We start from the raw sequence: 17,761 nt of genomic DNA, 5'->3' as shown, positions 1-17,761 counted from the left end.
GTATCTGGCGGATATGACCGACCTCTACCCGCCCGCCGACGACCGCGAACTGCTGCGCCAGGCGGCCGCCGCGCACACCGCCGCCACCCGCGAGGTGGAGGCGTTCCTGCGCCGCCTGCCGGCGGTGCCCGACCCGGCCGACGTGACCGAGTACGCCAACCTGCTCACCCGGGAGGACCAGACCCGGGGAGACCGGGACGCCGCCGCCGACACGGCGGGGCTGACCATCGCCAGTTTGGAGCCAAACCAGGGCCAGTAGCGCGACGCGACGGTGCCGTCCCTGCCCGGGACGGCACCGTCGCGTGGCACCGCTCAGCGTTCGACGAGCGGGTCGTGTCCCAGGTCGAGCAGCGAGTGCCGCCAGTTGTCGTCGGCGTTGCCGCGCTGCGGCTTGGCGTCCATCAGCTCGCGGATCCGCTCGACCGCCTCGCGCATCACCTCGATGTCCTCCGGGGTGAGATCGACCTTGCGCTTGTTCAGCACCTTGAGGATCTCCCGGCCCGGCTGGGGCAGGTCGAGGTTCGGGTTCGGGCTGAACGACTCCTCCCCGGAACCCCGGGTCAGCAGCCAGGTCCGCAGTTGCTCGGACGGGACGTTGACCTCGGCGTGGAAGTCCTCCCAGAGCACTTCCACCTCGGGGTCGAGCCGCGCTTCGCGTACCATCAGGTCTCCTCTCGCCGGCGGCGGCCCGGACGTCTCCGGGTCGTCCTGGTCGGTCTTCGGGTGCAGGCCCTCGGCGGCCAGCCGCGTTCGGCGGGGGTTCGCGGTGGGCGGCGCCAGGATCGGGTCGGGATGGTCGTCCTCGTCCCGGGGTTTCGCGGGCTCCTGCGGGTCCTCGGTCTCGCCTCGGCGCGCCGGCCCACTCATCGCGGATGTGATGTCGTGGCGGCGGTGTACCCCCGCTCCCCCGCGGTCACGTCGAAGGTGAGCGCGCCGTCGCGGACATCCACGACGACCTTCTGTCCGGGTGAGATCGCCGACTCCAGCAGCATCCGGGACAGGTGGTTGTCCACCTCCCGCTGGATCACCCGGCGCAGCGGGCGGGCACCGAACTCCGGCTGGTAGCCGTGCTCGGCGAGCCAGTCGATACCGGCGGTGGTGAACTCCACCTGGAGGTCCTGGGCGTGCATGCGGCGGCGGGTCTCCTCCAGCAGCAGCGCGGTGATGTCGCGCAACTGCTCGGCCTCGAGCCGGCGGAAGATGATGACCTCGTCGATGCGGTTGAGGAACTCCGGGCGGAAGTTCTCCTGCAGGCGGCGCATCAGCCGCTCGCGCAGTTCGTCGCTCTCCTGCTCACTGCCCACGTCCCCGGTGCCGAAGCCGACCGAGCGCTGGGCGCCGGTGATCAGCTCCGAGCCGAGGTTGCTCGTCATGATCAGTACGGTGTTCTTGAAGTTCACCGTGCGGCCCTGACTGTCGGTCAGCCGCCCGTCGTCGAGCACCTGGAGCAGGATGTTGAACACGTCCGGGTGGGCCTTCTCGATCTCGTCGAGCAGCACCACCGCGTACGGGCGACGACGTACCGCCTCGGTGAGCTGGCCGGCCTCCTCGTAGCCGACGTACCCGGGTGGGGCGCCGACCAGCCGGCTGACCGTGTGTCGTTCCTGGAACTCGCTCATGTCCACCCGGACCATCCGGTCCGCCTCGCCGAACAACGCCTCGGCCAGGGCGCGGGCCAGCTCGGTCTTGCCGACGCCGGTCGGACCGAGGAACAGGAAGCTGCCCATCGGCCGCTCCGGGTCGGCCAGACCGGCTCGGGAGCGACGGACGGCCTCGGCGACGGCGGTGACCGCGTCGTCCTGGCCGACGATCCTCTGGTGCAGGTGCCCCTCCAGGCGCAGCAGCCGGTCCCGTTCCTCCTCGGTGAGCTGGCTGACCGGGATGCCGGTGGCCCGGGACACCACCTCGGCGATCTCCTTTGGACCCACTTCGGGCACCTGCGAGCTGGTGCCGTCGTCGCCGTTGGCGCGGCGCATCTCCTCCTCCAGCTCGGAGATCCGGTCGCGCAGCGCCGAGGCGCGTTCGTACTGCTCGTCGGTGACGGCCTGTTCCTTGTCCCGGCGTACCTCGTCGAGCTGCTGCTCCAGCTCCCGCACGTCGGAGGCGGGGGTGCGGGTACGCAACCGCACCCGCGCGCCGGCCTGGTCGATGAGGTCGATGGCCTTGTCCGGCAGGAACCGGTCGGTGACGTACCGGTCGGACAGCTCGGCGGCGGCGACCAACGCCTCGTCGGTGAAGCGCACCTGGTGGTGGGCCTCGTACCGGTCGCGCAGTCCGCGCAGGATGGCGATGGTGTCGTCGACGCTGGGCTCGGGCACCAGCACCGGCTGGAAGCGCCGGGCCAGCGCGGCGTCCTTCTCGATGCTCTTGCGGTACTCATCCAGCGTCGTCGCGCCGATCACCCGCAGCTCACCTCGGGCCAGCGCGGGTTTGAGCATGTTGGACGCGTCCATCCCGCCCTCGCTGCCGGCGCCACCCGCCCCGACCAGGGTGTGGATCTCATCCATGAAGATGATCAGCTCGTCCCGGTGTGCCCGGATCTCGTCGATCACCTTCTTCAGCCGCTCCTCGAAGTCGCCCCGGTACCGGGTGCCGGCGACAAGGCCGGCCAGGTCGAGTTGGACGACCCGCTTGCCGAGCAGGGTCTGCGGAACGTCACCGTCGCAGATCCGCTCGGCCAACCCCTCGACGATCGCGGTCTTGCCGACGCCGGCCTCGCCGATCAGCACCGGGTTGTTCTTGGTACGCCGGGACAGGATCTCCACGGCCTGCTCGATCTCGTCGGCCCGTCCGATCACGGGGTCGATCTGATCGTTGCGGGCCAGGTCGGTGAGGTCCTGCCCGTACTGGTCCAGGGTGGGGGTGCCGCGATCCGGCTTCGGCCCGGTCATCGGTCCGCGCTCGGCGTTGGCGGCCTGCAACGACTCGGGTTGGATCCGACCGGCGGCCAGCATCCGCCCGGCCGGCGACTCCGGATTGAGCGGCAGCGCCATCAGGATGTGCTCGGGGCCGATGTAGTTGGCGCCCATCGCCCGGGACAGCTGATGGGCGTCGAGCAGCGCCCGCTTGGCGGCTGGGGTCAACGACAGGTTCGGCGGCACCTCCCCGCGCGGCGCGCCGTCGCCCTTCCCTCCGAGCGCGTTGAGCAGGGTGTCCGGGTCGGCGCCGGCCCGGCGTACCAGGTCGCGCAGGGGTTCACGTTGCAGCGCCGCCCAGAGCAGGTGGTCGGTGTCCAGGTCGCTGCTCTGACGTTGCGCGGCCCGCCGGGCCGCGTCGGCCAGCATCTCCCGGGCGTCAGCCGTCATCAGTCGGGTGATGTCGACCCGGTGCGGCGGTCGGCGTCCTCCCTCGCCCCGGCCGAAGTACCTGGCCAGGAATTCGTCCCACGGGTCGGAGCCGATGTCACCGGGTCCCATCATGTCTCTCCTCCGCAGTAGGGCGCGGCACGGTCGGCAGGGGCTACCCGGCGCGCGGGCCGACAAACGCCGCGGAAGGCGGAGCACCGGCATCCCGGGAGTGGCATCGGGCCAGGGCCGCCCGTTGGTGGCAGGCTGACGGAATGGATGAGACCCCGCTGCTGATCGTGGATGGCGCCAACGTGGTGGGCTCCCGCCCGAACGGGTGGTGGCGTGACCGCGCCGGCGCCGCAGCCCGGTTGCGTGACTCCCTGGCGCCGGTGGCGACCGTCGGGCTGCCGGCTCGACTGCCGGCCCCGGTGGAAGTGGTGCTGGTGGTCGAGGGGGCCGCGCGGGACGTGCCGGGCACCGAGGGCGTCCGGGTGGTCTCCGCCGCGGGCTCCGGCGACGACACGGTGGTCGAGCTGGTGGAGGGGCGCCGCTGCGCCGCCGGCTGGTGGTCACCGCCGACCGGGAGTTGCGCGGCCGCGTCACCGCGCTGGGCGCCGAGGTGTACGGACCGCGCTGGCTCCGCGAGAGCCCCACCAACAACTGAGAAGTTCTCGCACTGGGACTCCCACAGAACGGACTCCCGGCACTTCCAGGGGCCTACCGGACAGGCGGGCAGGAACACCGACAGGGCGGATGTTCTTTCGTGACCGCCGATAGGCTCTAATGGAGATCTCCCCGCCCCCAGGAGGTTCCACCGTGGCGAGCGTCGCCGAGCTGAAGGCTGCCATCGATGTCGCCCTCCAACAGATCGGGGACGGGCAGACAGCCGTGCAGGCGGCCGGCGAAAAGCTGGCCGAGGCGCAGCAGACCCTGGCCGGCGCACTGGAGGGCAGCGGGCACGAGACGGTGGAGGCGGCCCAGGCGTCGCTGACCCAGGCCAGCCAGGAGCTGGAGGAGTGTCTCGCCGCGACACTTGTCGCGGTGGAGCAGGCGCAGCTCTACGTCGCCACCCTGTAGGCCGCCATGTCCATCATCGAGGACGTCGGCGGGCAGGTCCGTGCCGCCACCGAGGAGTTCCCGGTGGCCCTGCTCGGGCAGGCGCTGGAGAAGTTCGGCCTGGCCGCGGAGCGACTGCGCTGGGTACGGCAGGAGTCGGCCAACCCGATGGGGGTGCCCGAGTTGTCCGCCGCCACCGAGCACGCCGAGAGCGCCGGCTACGCGCTGCGGGTGGCGCAGGAACAACTGTCGGCGTATCTGGCGGCGATCGGGCTCGCCGACGGTGGCGCTCCGACTCCCCGCCCGCAATCGCGTGAACCCCGGCACGACACACCGCCGTCGGCCGGGCCGACCGTCGTGGCACCGGAGCCGGCCGAGCAGGTCCGGCTGCGCCGCTGGTGGTCGGCGCGGGTGGCGGAGCTGACCGGCGGGCGCGACGGCGGCGACGACGAACCGGACGAGCGCGTGGACGACTCCCAGGAGTTGCTGCGCCGCGTCGTGCACGGGGTGCGCGCCGGCGACCGGGACCGACTGCGTACCGAACTGCGCCGCGCCCCGGCCGACGTGGGGCTGGGCATGGCGGCGCTGGCGCCACCGCTGCTGCGCGAGCTGGCCGGTGAGCTGCTGGGGCACCCTCCCCGCGCCACCGACCTCGGCCGGCTGCGCGGGGAGCTGGACGGGCGCGTCCGTGACCTGCTGCCCGGGCTGCCACCGCCGGTGCTGGAGACGCTGCTGACCCGGGTGTGCCGGATGCCGCCGCCGCGCGCCTCCGGAGAACCGCCGCACGCCGCCGATTCCGCGGTGACAGCCGGCGTGGCGACCGGGCTGCTGCTCGCCCGGCTCGGCCGGGACCTGCCCTCGGACGGTGCCGGGCAACCGACGGGCGCGAGCCGAGCGACGGGCTCGGGGCAGCCGACGGGCGGGGGCCGACCGACAGGCCCGGGGCAACCGACAGGCTCGGAGCAGCCGACAGGAGCGAGGCAACCGGCGCGAGCGGGCCAGCCGGCGGACGCGGGCCGGGCGGCCGGAATGGGTCCACGACCCGGCGGTGCGGTTCAGCGGCCGGGGGCGCCGGTGGGCAGCGCTCCGGCGGGCTGCCGCCGCGTTCGGGCAGCCCCTGGCGGGACGCGCCGGCCCGTCGGGCCTCCGATGGCTGACCGGCGCGGTCAACTGGCCGGCCGGGTCCGGGACGCCCTCGCCGAGGCGTTGGGCGCCACCCGTACCCGCTTGTCCGCCGCCCAGGCCGAGCTGACCGCCGGGCGGGAACGGCTGGCCCGGGTCCAGCGGGCGGCGTCCGCCGTACCGGAGCGGGTGGGCGCCCAGCGGGACCGCCGCGTCGCCGACATCGACGCCCGCTACTCCGCCCGGATCGCCGAGTTGGCCCGGCGCGCCGCCGACGCCGCCCGTGCGGAGGCGCCGGGTTGCGCCGGGGCCGACTGGACGGGCTGGGCGCCGACGCCCGCCCGGCGGGCGGAGCCGCCCGGGGCGCTGCGGGTCGGCACGGTCCGGATCGACGGCGTGGACCCGGTACCCGCGTTGGTGCCGCTGCTCGACGCCGGGCACGTACACCTCGCCGGGGACGATCGCGCCGGCTGCGACGCGGTGGTGTCCGCGTTGCTGCTGCGGGCCGTCGGCCGCGCCGACCCGGGGGCGGTACGGCTGATCGGGTACGACCCGGATCAGCTCGGCGGCGGCCTGGCCGGGTTCGCCCCGCTGGGCACGGCGGGGCTGCTCACCTTCGTCGGCCCCGGGGGGCTGGGTCCGCTGCTGGACGACCTGGTGGAGCAGATCCGCCGGATCAACGAGACGGTGCTCGCCGGCGAGTACGCCTCGCTGCGGGAACTGGCGGCGGCGACCGGCCGACGACCCGAGCCCTGGCGGGTGGCGGTGCTGCTCGGTGGTGACGAGCTGAACCGGCACGAGCGTGGGCAGTTGGAACGGGTGGTGCGGGCCGGCGCGGCCTGCGGGGTGCACCTGGTGGTCCACGGCCTGCCGTTGCCGGAGGATCCCACGGTCACCCGGGTGGTGGCCGGGGCGTCCGGCGCGCGGATCGGCGGGTCGGCCGGGCTGGCGGTCCGGCTGGACCCGTCGCCACCGGCGACCCTGGTCACCGAGACCTGCCGGGAGATCGCCGCCCGGGTGAACGCGGGCCCACCCCCGACCCCGTTCGCCGACCTGTTGCCCCCGCCCGAGCTGATGTGGCGGGAGGATTCCGCCGACGGGCTGACCGCGCCGATCGGTGAGGGGCCGCAGGGGCGGCCGGTGCGGCTGACGCTGGGCGACTACCCGCCGCACGCCCTGATCGGCGGGCCGTCGGGCACCGGCAAGACCAATCTGATCTTCGCCTGGATCGGCGCGCTGGCGGCCCGCTACTCCCCCGCCGAGCTGGAGTTCTATCTGCTCGACTTCAAGGAGGGCGTCTCCTTCGCGCGGTTCGCGCAGGGCCGGCGTGACCCGAGCTGGCTGCCGCACATGCGTCTGGTCGGCATCAACGTCAACACCGACCGTGAGTTCGGGCTGGCGCTGCTGCGCTTCCTCGCCGAGGAGCTGCGCCGGCGTGCCGACGCGGCCAAGAAGCACGAGGTGACCAAGCTGGCCGAGCTGCGGGCGGTCGACCCGACCGGGCACTGGCCACGGATCGTCGCGGTGGTCGACGAGTTCCAGATGCTGCTGGCCGGTCGGGACGTGGTCGCCCGGGAGGCGGCCGACCTGCTGGAGGACCTGGCCCGGCGCGGCCGGTCCCAGGGCATCCACCTGGTGCTCGCCTCCCAGGACGTGCGGGGCATCGAGGCGCTGTGGGGTCGCCCCGCGCTGGTCGCCCAGTTCACCCTGCGCATCGCGCTGCCCAAGGCGCTACGGATCCTCGCCGAGCGCAACGACGCGGCGCAGTCGCTGCCCCGCTGGCACGCGGTGGTCAATGCCGAGTCGGGCATGGTGGAGGGCAACGAGGTCGCCCGTATCCCGTCGGCCAGCGACTGGGAGACGTGGAGCGGGTTGCAGCACCGGCTGTGGAGGATGCGCCCGGCCGACGCGGCACCGGCCCGGCTCTTCGACGGCGACGCGATCCCCCGGCTGGCGGACGCCCCGGATTTCCGGGCGCTCGCCGTGCCCTCGGACGGGACCGTGCCGCGTAACCCGGTGGCCCTGCTCGGCGAGATCATCGACGTGCAGTCCCGCTCGGCGGCGCTGCGGCTGCCGCGCGCCCCGGGGCGCAACCTCGCGGTGCTCGGCACGCGGGTGGACGAGGCGTGCGCGGTGCTGGACGCGGCGGCCCGGTCGCTGGCACGCCAGCACCCGCCGGGCACCGCCCGGTTCTCGATCGCCTGCCTCGACCCGGACGCCGACCCGATGGCCCGCGCCCTCTACGACGACCTGGCCGACGACGCCGCCTGGTACGACGAAGAGACCGTGGGCGAGCTGATGGCCGAGACGGCCGACGGGCTGACCGGGCCGGGGACCCCGCACTACCTGCTGCTGTTCGCGGTCGACGCGGCAGCCGGCGCGCTGGCCGCCCGCGCGGGCCGACGTACCGGTCTGGAGCAGCTGCGCCGGATCCTGCACGACGGGCCGGAACGGCGAACGCACGTGCTGGCCTGGTGGCGGGGTGTGGCCCGGATGCGCGCCGACCTGGGTGGGCCGGCCGCCCGCACCGACCAGATTGGCGCCTGGGTGGCCCTGGACGCGCATGGCGGCGAGTTGGGCGCCTCGCTCTACCCGGGCACCGGCGGCCCGGACTGGTATCCCCGCCCGTGGCGGGGACTCTTCTTCGATCGGGCGGTCCACCGCACCGGACAGGTGATCATCCCCTATGGGCCGTCTCGATGAATGAACCGGTGACCAGCGAGTCGTACGCGGCGCAGCTGCGGCGGCTGGCCGAGTTGACCGCTCGGGTGCGGGAGCAACGCGCCGAGGCGCACACCTGGTACGAGCGGCAGTGCACGGCGGCCGAGCGGGCCGTCGCCGACGCCGCCGAGCAGGTCCACGCTGCGGAGGAGGAACTCGTCGCCGCCCGCGAGCAGCAGGAACGGGTGGACGCGGAGGTGGCCCACCTGTGGCAGCAGGTGCGCCTGCGCCTCGGCGCCCGCCGGCTCGGCGGCCCGCCCGCACCCGCGAACGGCAGCGGGGCCACCGACCCGGTGCTGCTGCTCGGACGAGCCCGGGACCTGCTCGACCGGGCCGGGCAGCCGGGTGAGCTTCCGGGTTCGGTCAACCCACTGCTGGCGCTCTGCGGGGTGGCCGGCGCTGTGCTGGCGTACGCGCTGGGTGCTGGCGCCCGTGCGCTCGGCGTCGGGTACGGCGGCGACCTGGCGGTCGGGATGCCGGTGCTGGCTCTGGTGGTGACCCTGCTCGGGCCCCTGATCGGCCTGGTGCCGGCGCGGGTGGTGGCCGACCGCCGGCACGCGGTGCTCGGCCCGCAGCCGATCACCGTGGTCCTCGGCGCCGGGGCGGTCACCACCGTCCTGCTGCTCGTGCTCGGCCGCTGACCGCTCTGCCTCTGATCGAACCCGCAGTGGGTCAGGCCGGGACCAGGACGGCCTCGCGGAGCAGTCGGCGGGTCAGCGTGACCCGGTCGGCGTCGTCGGGCAGCCCGGGTAGGTCACCGACCCGGGTGACCGTGCCGCTGAGCAGAGCGCGAGCCGCCGGCTCGCAGCCGGCCGGGAGGGTGATGGTGCGGTCGAACAGCCGCAGCGCCACCGTGTCCGCGCCGTGCGGCACGAGCTGCCAGCGCAGGCCGGGCCGCACTGTGACCCGGGAGTCGGCGTCCAGGGTGGCGAGCGCGTCGGCCTGGGCGAGTGGTCGGATCGGCGCCGGCCGGGCGGCCGGCCAGGCCCGCTGCCGCAGCCGCGCGGCGACCGCGCCCGGGTCGGCGCGCAGCAGCCAGTCCCGCAGTGCCTCCACCGTCTCGGTCAGCTCCGGCTCGATGGCGTCCGGGTCGGCGACGTCGGTGCCGAACGGCAGGCTGGCCCGTAGCCGCTGGTCCTCGGCGGCCAGCGCGAGCAACTCCTCGACCAGGGCATATCGGGTCAGCGCGCGGATGCCCACGGTCAGGTGCAACGAGCTGGCGTCCTGCGCCTGCGCGCTGTGCAGCCACCCCCGGGGCAGATAGAGGGCGTCGCCCGGAGCGAGCACCACGTCGAGCGCTGCGGGACCCTGCGCGGTGGCACCGACCTCGTCGGCGCGGCCACCCCACGGCTGCTTCTCCAACGGATCGGGCAGCACCGGCGGGTGGATACGCCAGTGCTTGCGGCCGTCGACCTGGAGCACGAACACGTCGTGGGTGTCGTAGTGGGTGGCGAATCCCTGGCTGCCCGCCGGGGTGAGGTAGGCGTTGATCTGCAGCGGCTGGTTGAGCGCGAGCCCCAGGTCGCGGGCGAAGTCGACCAGCGGCGGCCAGATCCGGTGCAGACCCTGCAGCACCAGCGTGGCGCCGGAGGCGTATTGCTCCAGGATCCGCTCGTCGAGCACCTGGTCGCCGATCTCGGCCCCCGCGCCGCCGCCGCCGGTCCAGCGCGCTGCCGCGACCAACTGGCCGTCCTTGGCGACGCGCAGGAACGGGGTACGCAGACCGCGCCGGCTCAGAAGCTCGTCGGCGTCAGCGGGGCTGAGCAGGTCGGTGAAGCCGGCCGAGTCGGGCAGCTCGGCGGCGCGGGACAGCAGCGGGGTGTGTCCCCAGTGCGCGGCGGCGAACTTGGCCGGTTCGACCGAGACGCAGCGGGCCAGCGCCGCGGCGGCGTGTGCGGACGGAACCGCCGGACGGCCGTGGCCGTCCGGCGGGTCGAGGTGCGTCATGGTGTGTCGCTACCGGGCGCTGCCGTCAGCGCCGCCGTCCTGCTGGCCCGGGGTGGCACCGCCGTCGGCGGGACCCTCCGCGCTGCCGTCGGCGCCACCGTCGTGCTGACCCGGGGTGGCACCACCGTCGGCGGGACCCTCCGCGCTGCCGTCGGCGCCACCGTCGTGCTGACCCGGGGTGGCACCACCGTCAGCCGGGCCTTCGGCGCCGCCATCGGCGCCACCGTCGTGCTGGCCGGGGGTCGCGCCACCGTCGGCCGGGCCTTCCGCGCCGCCGCCGCCCGTGGTCTGCATATCGTCATCGTTGAGTGCCATTGGTACTCCCTCGGGTGTGCCGCCCCGCCGTACGCCGGGGTTCGTCGTGCTGCGGGTGGTACCCCACGCGCGATCTTCTCTAACCCTCACCGTAGACGTCGAACCAGGTCGACACGGGCGGTTCACCCGTGGCGGTGACGGTGCCAGGATGGGGTGGTGATCCTGGTGGGCACGTCCGGCTGGCAGTACCGCGACTGGCGGGGCCGCTTCTATCCGCAAGGGCTGCCGCAACGGCTCTGGTTGGAGCACTTCGCCGACGGGTTCGCCACGGTCGAGGTCAACAACGCCTTCTACCGGCTGCCGGAGCGGGACACCTTCGCCGCCTGGCGGGCACGGACCCCGGCGGACTTCTGCGTGGCCGTGAAGATGAGCCGCTACCTCACCCACATCAAACGGCTGCGGGACCCGGCCGAGCCGGTGGCCCGGTTCCTCGGTCGCGCCACCGCGCTCGGTGACCGGCTCGGCCCGGTGCTGCTGCAACTGCCACCGAACCTGCGGGCGGACCCCGAGGCGCTCGACGCCACACTTCGGCTGTTTCCGAGGAAGGTGCGGGTCGCGGTGGAGCCCCGCCACCCCTCCTGGTGGACCGACGCCACCCGGGCGGTGCTCGAACGGCGTCGGGCGGCGCTGGTCTGGGCGGACCGGCTGGGGCGCCCGGTCGCCCCGCGCTGGCGCACCACCGACTTCGGCTACCTTCGACTGCACGAGGGGCGGGCCCGGCCCTGGCCCCGGTACGGACGCGCCGCGCTCCGATCCTGGGTGAGCCGGCTGACCGACGCCTTCGGCGCGGACGAGCCGACGTACGTCTACTTCAACAACGACCCCGGCGGCGCCGCCATCGTGGATGCGGTCGCGTTCGCCGCGCTGGCCCGTGGGGCCGGGCACCCGGTATCGCGGGTGCCAACCGCCGCCGAGGCGGACATCAGCGACGACTGAGCCCGCCCAACGGGTCGTCGGGCGGGCTCAGGTCGTCAGACCGTCACGGCATCATCATGGCGAGGTCCTTGGGCATGGTGTCCTTCACGTCCTGCCACTCGCCCTGGGTGACGTGTCGGCGCAGGGTGTCCAGCACCACCTGCGTCACCCGCTCCGGGCCGCCCTTCGCGTCGTACGGAAAGCCCTGACGGACCTCGTAGAGGAAGTCGTCCCGGTTGAGCTTGATCGGCACGTCGGACGGAACCCAGCCGTCGAAGTAGATTCCGCGGACCAGCACCGGCAACTGTTGGGCGAACTCGACACTCTCGTCCACCGGCAGCCGGTCGCGCAGCAGGTGCAGCACCGTGCGCAGGGCCGCGTACGACTGGTTGCGCCGCTCCTTCGGCCAGCCGTAGGCATTCTCGATGTCCTTGAGAATGAGGTTCGTCTTGTCCAGGGAGGACTCGAACGCTGAGATCATCTGGTCAGCCATCGGTCGACCCCCGTTCCGTGCTGTCCCACCGTCGGTCGTCGGCGCGGCGTGGCGGCCCCGCCGGCCCGCGGCGGGCCCGCACCGGGCTGCCCTGGGGGGCGCGCCGGGCGTTGTCAGCTGTACCGACCACGTGCAGGACGGCACCGCGCCGTCGATCCGTCACCACTCGAACCGTCATCCCCGTCACCTCCGTGTCGTCTCCGGGTGTCGGCCACCCCGGGCGGCCGCACCCACCGTCTCCACCCTGCCAACAGGGTGGGTGAGTCGACCCCACCCCAATCGGGTGAGCATCTCGACCCGAGCCTGCGCGCGGCGTTGGCTCTAGCTGTCACCGCCCAGCAGGGCCGTCAGTTGCTGCGCGTTGGTCTGCGCGTAGTCGCGGTAACAATTGTTCATAAGTACGTGGGTCTGGGCGGCCTCGTCGGCCAACTCCCGGAGCTTCGGTGCCCAGTCGGCCAGCTCCCGCTTGGAGTAGTGGTAGCCGAACTTCTCGTGGATGTCCTTGCTGGTCCACTTGTCGCTGTGGCCGTGGAAACGCACCACCGCGAGGTCTGCGGTGGCGGCCAGCACCGGAGGCAGCGACGAGCGGTGGCCCTGCGGCATGTCCACACAGACGTACGGCAGTTTGTGCTCACGCAGGAAGGCCAGGGTCTCGTCGGCGTTGTCACCGTCGAACCAGGAGGCGTGCCGGAACTCGTAGACCGGGCGCAGCGGCGCGCAGCGCTTCGCCACCTCCAGCAGGTACTGCTTGTTGGCCCGCTTGATGGTGAACCAGGGCGGGAACTGGAACAGCAACGAACCCAGCTTGCCCGCCTCGACCAGCGGGTCCAGCGCGGACAGGAAGCGCGTCCAGACCTCCTCGTACGCCTGGGCGGGCAGGTCGTCGGGGTAGACGTTCTTCTTGTCGGTCTCCGGACGCAGATCCTTGTACAGGGCGTTGACCCGGGTGGGATGCCCGGTCAGCAGACTGAACGCCTTGACGTTGAAGGTGAAGCCGACCGGGGTGCGGTCGGCCCACAGCCGCGCGGTCGCCTCGGCGGGCGGGGAGTAGTAGGTGGCGTCCACCTCGACCAGCGGGAACTGCCGGGCGTAGTAGGCCAACCGCTTCTCCGGCGTGTCCGCGGTCTGCGGATACCACCCCGAGTCCAGCAGTGTGCGGTCGGTCCAGGACGCGGTGCCCACGAGGATGTCACCCATGGCTGAAGTCCATCGCGTCGCGGACCGACCGGCAACCGCAACCGCTGGCGTCGCTCAGGCTGCCCGCCGCTCGCGGGTCTGCTTGCACGTCACACACGTGGTGGCGGACGGGAAGATCTCCAGCCGCTCCACCGGGATCGCCGCCGAGCAGCCCTCGCACCAGCCGTAGGTGCCTTCCTCGAGCCGGCCGAGAGCGTGCTCGTACTGGGCGCGGCGGTCCAGGATGGTGCGCAACAGGGACTGGGCGGTGTCCCGCTCGGCCGTCTTGGTGCCGCTGTCGGCCTGGTCGTCGCCGGCGGTGTCACCGACCTCCACCAGACGCAGCACCTGGCTCTGGAGCAGGGCCTGGTCGTACTCCGCGGTCAGCTCGTCGTAACGGGCCTCCAGGGAGAGCCGGATCTGGTCGATCTCCGTCTGGGAACGGGTCGTACCGACCGTGTCGTGGACGAGCATCACTGCCTGCCTTTCCTGAGCCGGTGGGCTCAAGGTGAACCGGGCGCCGGCGGCGTCAGGCCCCGGTCACGGTCGCAATCGGTGCGCGTGCGATCACCCGCGCTCTGTGAGCCGGGCGAGTACCCGCCGGATCAGCCGAGCAAACCGGAGAGTTCGCGGCGGTTGTCAGGCGTCGCCGTCAGGCTCCACGAGCGCGGGGTGGCGGGGGTCGTCGGCCCGCACCACCACGTCCGCGAAGCTCGCCGGAACGACCTCCTCGGCGTACCGGTCGAAGGCCGGAAGCGCCCACTCCTGGGCCGGTTCGGTACGCCGACGCAGCGCCGCCGACGACAGCTGAAGGTGGATGGTGACGTCGAAGGGCAGGCCACCGCCGAGCAGCAACGGGCCGCTGACCAGGACGACGCCTCCGGGTGTCAGGTCGACGTAACGGGCGCGGCTGGCCCGGTCGGCGTCGGCGTCCCAGAGCGACGGAAGCAGCCGCCCGCTGCCGCCCGGGCCGGCCGGGTCGAGCACCTCCCGACGCAGCCCGGCCTCGTCGACCCAGCCCTCGTAGAAGGAGTCCGGATTGGTGCGGCCCACCTCGAAGCGCAGCGATGCGGGGCGGAGAAAATCGGTGGCCCGGACGTGCAGCACCGGGCGGCCTCGGGCACGCAACGGGTCGACGAGCGCGGCGGCCAACTCGTCGGCACCGGCGGCGGGAGCACCGTCCACCGCCACCCGCAGCCGGGCGGCCCCAGCGGTCGCGGCGCGGGTCGCCGCGTCGGCCAGCCGGCCGGTCAGCTCGGTGACGAGCAGGTCGGGCGAGATGGGGCGGATGCGCACCGAACCATCCTGCCCCGCGCCGCGTGGGGTCGGTGACGCCGGTCAGCTGCTGCGGTCGATGGTGACCCGGGCGTCGTCGGCCAACCGGTAACCCACGCCGTACACGGTGGTGACCAGAGGTACGTCCACGCCGACCTTGCCGCGCAGCCGACGCACGTGCACGTCGACGGTGCGTACGCCGGCGTGCTCGTAGCCCCAGACGGCGTTGAGCAGTTGCAGCCGGGTGAACACCCGGCGCGGATGGGCGACCAGGTGCAGCAGCAGGTCGAATTCCAGCCGGGTCAGCGGCAGCGGGTCCTCGTCGCGCAGCACCGATCGAGACGAGGCGAGGATGTGCAGGGCGGGGATGGTCGGGCTGAGCGCCCGGGCCGGAGCACGGTTGGCGGGCGCCTGGTCGGGGCGGCGTTCGGCCGGGACGGACCCGATGATCACGCCTTCGCCCCGCTCCAGCATCTCGCGCGCCGCATCGAGCAACCGACGTGCCGCTGGGGTCAGCGACTCCTCACAGGCCAGCGGGATGGACAGCGTCACGGTGAGCACGGGCGCGGCGGTGTTCGCCGGGCGACGTTGGCCGCCGGGAGGTCGACCGGGCACCGCGGGTTGGGACGTATGCCATCCGGCGCGCGACGAGGCGGGGCTGACCGACATGGTCCTCCTTGGGCTGGTCCGGGTATCTCCCCACGGCCCGGGACGCCGCTTCGTCGATGTTTCCCGGCGCCTGGGCGAGGGTCAAGAGGCGGCTGCGTTGCATGAATGTGACAATTGACGAACTCATCGGAGCCAGTTGCTCGCTCTGCGTACGAAGCCTGATGATTACAGCAGAGTCGCCGAGATGCCCCGTTACGGGGGTCCCCGCCCGGTTCACCGGGGCGGTCGGAGCAGGGCTCAGCGGCTGTGGTCCACGCTGATCCGGGCCTCGTCAGCCAGCCGGTAACCGACCCCGTAGACGGTGGTCACCACCTCCGACCCGTCCAACTTGGCGCGCAGCCGGCGGACGTGCACGTCCACGGTCCGGGCCACCGCGTGCTCGTACCCCCAGACGCTGGACAGCAACTGGAGACGCGTGAAGACCCGACGTGGCCGCTCGGCCAGGAACAGCAGCAGCTCGTACTCGATGCGGGTCAGCGAGACGACCCGGTCGCCCCGGCGGACCATCCGCGAGCCGGCCAGGATGTGGACCTGGTCGGCGTCGGCGGACGGCCCGCCGGCGGCGGGGCTCGGGACCGGTCGCGGCCCCGGCGCGGCGTCCTCGACGGTACGCAGCTGACCCTCCCCCGACTCGGCCAGCTCGCCGAGCAACTGCACCAGCCGTGCCAGCCGGGGGCTCAGCGGCCCCGGGGCGAGGTCGAGGGTGATGGTCAGGGTCGGGCCGGTGCGGGGACGGGCCGGACGCGCCCCCGGGTGGCGGCGCGTGGGGATGGCGACGACGGACATGGTGCCTCCTGAGTGGCGGTACGACCGCCACGCCCGGTGCGGCGTGACGGTCAGTGGCGCGCCCACCCGGCGTTGACCGGGGACGCGAGGGGGGAGGTTCGGTGCAGCGGGGTGGGGCCGAGAGCCGGCAGGCCGGCGATCCGCCAGGCCGCGAAGCCGCCAGCCACATCGGTGGCCCGGTGCAGGCCGACGTCCTGCAGCGCGGCCGCGGCCAGCGACGAGGTGTAGCCCTCCTGACAGAGGATCACCACCGGCACGTCGTAGTCGACCGCCTGCGGCAGTCGGGCCGGACAGCGTGGGTCGAAGCGCCACTCCAGCACGTTGCGCTCGACCACGAGCGAGCCCGGCACCACGCCGTGCGCGGCCCGCTGCGCGGCCGGGCGGATGTCGACCAGCAGCGCTCCGGCCCGGTACGCGAGGTGCGCCCGCTCCGGGTCCAACCGGTCGAGCCGGGCGCGCGCGGCGGCCAGGATCTCGTCGATGCCCCGGGAGCCCGGCGGCGGCACGGGGGCTGGACGGTGCTCGGCGGTTACCTGCATTCTCGGTTCCTTCCGGTGACAGGGGCTGGATCGTGGCTCGCCGTGCTCACCAGGACCGGCCGGCTTCGGCGATCTCGGCGACCCGCAGCCGCCCGTTCAGGAGGTGGTAGCGGGTCATCCGCAGCAGCGCCGGCCGGTAGACGTGCACGCTGACCGCCGGCACCGGACCCTGGTTGGTCACCTGGTGCACGTGTCGGGGGCCGAAGCGGCGACCGGCGCCGGCGGGCAGCAGTCGTGGGTGCAGCCGGCCACGGGTGACCGTCTCCTCGGTGAGCGTGCCGTCGACGACCCGGAACGCTCCGGCGGATCCGCCGTGGTCGTGCAGGTCGGTGCCCTGCCCGGGCAGCCAGCTCAGCGCCCACACCTCGTGGTCGTCGCCGACGGCGAGACGGGCGTACCAACGTTCGGCGGGATCGAAACGCAGCGCGACCGGCCAGCCGGCCGGGTCGGTCCACCGAGCGGCGACGGTGAGCAGGTCGGGCTCCGGGCGATCGTGGGTCATGGCGGTTCCTCGCGGGTCGTTCGGCGGGGTGCCCTCGTACTCTAGACGGCAAAGCCTATAGGTTTAGTAGGTAATTCCGCCTGTTGGGACGCCGGCCGTGGCAAGAGCCGATCAGTGGAGCACCGGCGGGTCCACCCGGTAGCCGGGCAGCGAGGGCCACCGCACGGTCAGCACCACCGACGCGCGCTCGGCGAACCAGGAGTGGTCCACCCCACGGGCCCACACCACGTAGTCGCCCGGCTCGGACAGCCGTACCGTCCGATCCGGCAGCTCCACCCGGAAACACCCCTCGACGAGCACGAGCAGGGTGGTGCGCCGTTCACCGGTCGCCCACCGCGACCGGGCCTGACCGGGCGGATGCACGCCCCACTTCACCTCGACATCGGTGCTGTGCCGGATCTCCCCCGGCGGCGCGAAGTGCCCGAGCAGCCAACCGGCGTTGCCGGCGCCGTCGACACCCGCGTTACCCACGTAGACCGTCTCACTCATCGGACCCTCCCCCAGCACGCCGGCCGAGCAACCTATCAGGGCCGGTGCGACTAACCTGGACCGGTGACCGACGACCTTGACGCCGAGACGCTCGCGTTCGCGCACCGGATGTTCGACCTGGCGCGGGCCGGCTCCACCGAGGAACTGGCCACGCAACTCGACGCCGGCCTGCCGGTCAACCTCACCAACGACAAGGGCGACACGCTGCTGATCCTGGCCGCCTACCACGCCCACCCGGACACGGTGGCCGCCCTGCTCAGTCGCGGCGCCGACCACTCCCGGGCCAACGACCGGGGCCAGACCGCGCTGGCCGCCGCGGTCTTCCGCAGCAGCACCGAAGCCGTCCGCGCGCTCCTCGCCGCCGGCGCCGACCCGGCACACGGCAACCCGTCGGCAATGGAGACCGCGCAGTTCTTCGACCTACCGCAGATGACGGAGCTGCTGCGCGCCGAGTGACATCAGCGCCGAC

The 17,761-nt window shown here is 73.3% G+C and carries 19 protein-coding genes and 1 pseudogene; 7 read left to right on the top strand and 13 right to left on the bottom strand.

From position 1 onward, the window contains the following. Positions 1 to 13: 13 nt before the first annotated feature. Entirely contained in the window at positions 14 to 259 is a 246-nt protein-coding gene (locus PCA76_RS15545) for a hypothetical protein (protein ID WP_272618897.1), read from the top strand. 53 nt (positions 260 to 312) lie between these two features. Here the strand turns inward: PCA76_RS15545 and PCA76_RS15540 are convergent, their stop codons facing one another. Continuing rightward, entirely contained in the window at positions 313 to 663 is a 351-nt protein-coding gene (locus PCA76_RS15540; protein ID WP_272619404.1) for a DUF3140 domain-containing protein, read from the bottom strand. A 200-nt stretch (positions 664 to 863) separates the two neighbouring features. Beyond that, positions 864 to 3,419, bottom strand: coding sequence for an ATP-dependent Clp protease ATP-binding subunit (locus PCA76_RS15535; protein ID WP_272618895.1), 2,556 nt, complete (start codon positions 3,417 to 3,419; stop codon positions 864 to 866). Between the two features lie 140 nt (positions 3,420 to 3,559). Here PCA76_RS15535 and PCA76_RS15530 point away from each other — a divergent pair. The 4 genes and pseudogenes from PCA76_RS15530 (at position 3,560) to PCA76_RS15510 (ending at position 8,827) form a co-directional block, all read left to right on the top strand. Then, a pseudogene (locus PCA76_RS15530) lies at positions 3,560 to 3,951 on the top strand (hypothetical protein). 152 nt (positions 3,952 to 4,103) lie between these two features. Further along, a complete protein-coding gene (locus PCA76_RS15525) occupies positions 4,104 to 4,364 on the top strand; it encodes a hypothetical protein (protein WP_030504016.1) in 261 nt (86 codons plus the stop codon). Positions 4,365 to 5,492: 1,128 nt separating this feature from the next. After that, positions 5,493 to 8,168: an FtsK/SpoIIIE domain-containing protein gene (locus PCA76_RS15515; protein ID WP_272619402.1), complete on the top strand. Its 2,676-nt coding sequence runs from the start codon at positions 5,493 to 5,495 to the stop codon at positions 8,166 to 8,168. Then, a complete protein-coding gene (locus PCA76_RS15510; RefSeq protein WP_272618886.1) occupies positions 8,165 to 8,827 on the top strand; it encodes a hypothetical protein in 663 nt (220 codons plus the stop codon). The genes PCA76_RS15515 and PCA76_RS15510 overlap by 4 nt, the downstream gene beginning before the upstream one ends. A 31-nt stretch (positions 8,828 to 8,858) precedes the next feature. Here PCA76_RS15510 and PCA76_RS15505 read toward each other — a convergent pair whose 3' ends face one another. Next, entirely contained in the window at positions 8,859 to 10,133 is a 1,275-nt protein-coding gene (locus tag PCA76_RS15505; protein WP_272618884.1) for a cupin domain-containing protein, read from the bottom strand. Positions 10,134 to 10,142: 9 nt separating this feature from the next. Continuing rightward, entirely contained in the window at positions 10,143 to 10,448 is a 306-nt protein-coding gene (locus PCA76_RS15500) for a hypothetical protein (protein WP_030490939.1), read from the bottom strand. A gap of 156 nt (positions 10,449 to 10,604) precedes the next feature. Between PCA76_RS15500 and PCA76_RS15495 the strand changes: the two genes are divergently transcribed. Next, a complete protein-coding gene (locus PCA76_RS15495) occupies positions 10,605 to 11,384 on the top strand; it encodes a DUF72 domain-containing protein (RefSeq protein ID WP_272618881.1) in 780 nt (259 codons plus the stop codon). A 43-nt stretch (positions 11,385 to 11,427) separates the two neighbouring features. Here PCA76_RS15495 and PCA76_RS15490 read toward each other — a convergent pair whose 3' ends face one another. From PCA76_RS15490 to PCA76_RS15450, 9 genes are all read right to left on the bottom strand, one after another. Continuing rightward, complete coding sequence (locus PCA76_RS15490) at positions 11,428 to 11,856, bottom strand: DUF2267 domain-containing protein (protein WP_272618879.1); 429 nt, start codon at positions 11,854 to 11,856, stop codon at positions 11,428 to 11,430. Between the two features lie 321 nt (positions 11,857 to 12,177). Further along, entirely contained in the window at positions 12,178 to 13,053 is an 876-nt protein-coding gene (locus PCA76_RS15485; RefSeq protein WP_272618877.1) for a DUF72 domain-containing protein, read from the bottom strand. Between the two features lie 54 nt (positions 13,054 to 13,107). Then, positions 13,108 to 13,506 (bottom strand): TraR/DksA family transcriptional regulator, encoded by a 399-nt coding sequence (locus tag PCA76_RS15480; protein ID WP_272618875.1) that lies wholly within the window; start codon positions 13,504 to 13,506, stop codon positions 13,108 to 13,110. 165 nt (positions 13,507 to 13,671) lie between these two features. Continuing rightward, the gene (locus PCA76_RS15475; RefSeq protein WP_272618873.1) at positions 13,672 to 14,328 is read right to left on the bottom strand and encodes a uridine kinase; all 657 of its coding nucleotides are present in this window, start codon (positions 14,326 to 14,328) and stop codon (positions 13,672 to 13,674) included. 42 nt (positions 14,329 to 14,370) lie between these two features. Further along, positions 14,371 to 14,976 carry a winged helix-turn-helix domain-containing protein gene (locus PCA76_RS15470; RefSeq protein ID WP_272618871.1) on the bottom strand — a complete coding sequence of 202 codons (606 nt, stop codon included), beginning with the start codon at positions 14,974 to 14,976 and terminating at the stop codon, positions 14,371 to 14,373. Between the two features lie 237 nt (positions 14,977 to 15,213). Continuing rightward, entirely contained in the window at positions 15,214 to 15,690 is a 477-nt protein-coding gene (locus tag PCA76_RS15465) for a winged helix-turn-helix domain-containing protein (RefSeq protein WP_442930263.1), read from the bottom strand. 122 nt (positions 15,691 to 15,812) lie between these two features. After that, positions 15,813 to 16,301, bottom strand: a complete 489-nt coding sequence (locus PCA76_RS15460) for a rhodanese-like domain-containing protein (protein ID WP_272618867.1) — start codon at positions 16,299 to 16,301, stop codon at positions 15,813 to 15,815. A gap of 46 nt (positions 16,302 to 16,347) precedes the next feature. Further along, complete coding sequence (locus PCA76_RS15455; protein WP_272618865.1) at positions 16,348 to 16,803, bottom strand: cysteine dioxygenase; 456 nt, start codon at positions 16,801 to 16,803, stop codon at positions 16,348 to 16,350. A gap of 111 nt (positions 16,804 to 16,914) precedes the next feature. Further along, positions 16,915 to 17,292, bottom strand: a complete 378-nt coding sequence (locus tag PCA76_RS15450; protein ID WP_272618863.1) for a signal peptidase I — start codon at positions 17,290 to 17,292, stop codon at positions 16,915 to 16,917. A gap of 63 nt (positions 17,293 to 17,355) precedes the next feature. Here PCA76_RS15450 and PCA76_RS15445 point away from each other — a divergent pair, with 63 nt between their 5' ends. Next, positions 17,356 to 17,748, top strand: coding sequence for an ankyrin repeat domain-containing protein (locus PCA76_RS15445; RefSeq protein ID WP_272618861.1), 393 nt, complete (start codon positions 17,356 to 17,358; stop codon positions 17,746 to 17,748). Positions 17,749 to 17,761 lie beyond the last annotated feature (13 nt).

Origin of the sequence: Micromonospora sp. LH3U1 (assembly GCF_028475105.1) — a bacterium.
GTDB lineage: Bacteria > Actinomycetota > Actinomycetes > Mycobacteriales > Micromonosporaceae > Micromonospora.
Note: the sequence above shows the minus strand (reverse complement) of the source record. Positions and strands in the feature narration are given on the sequence as shown.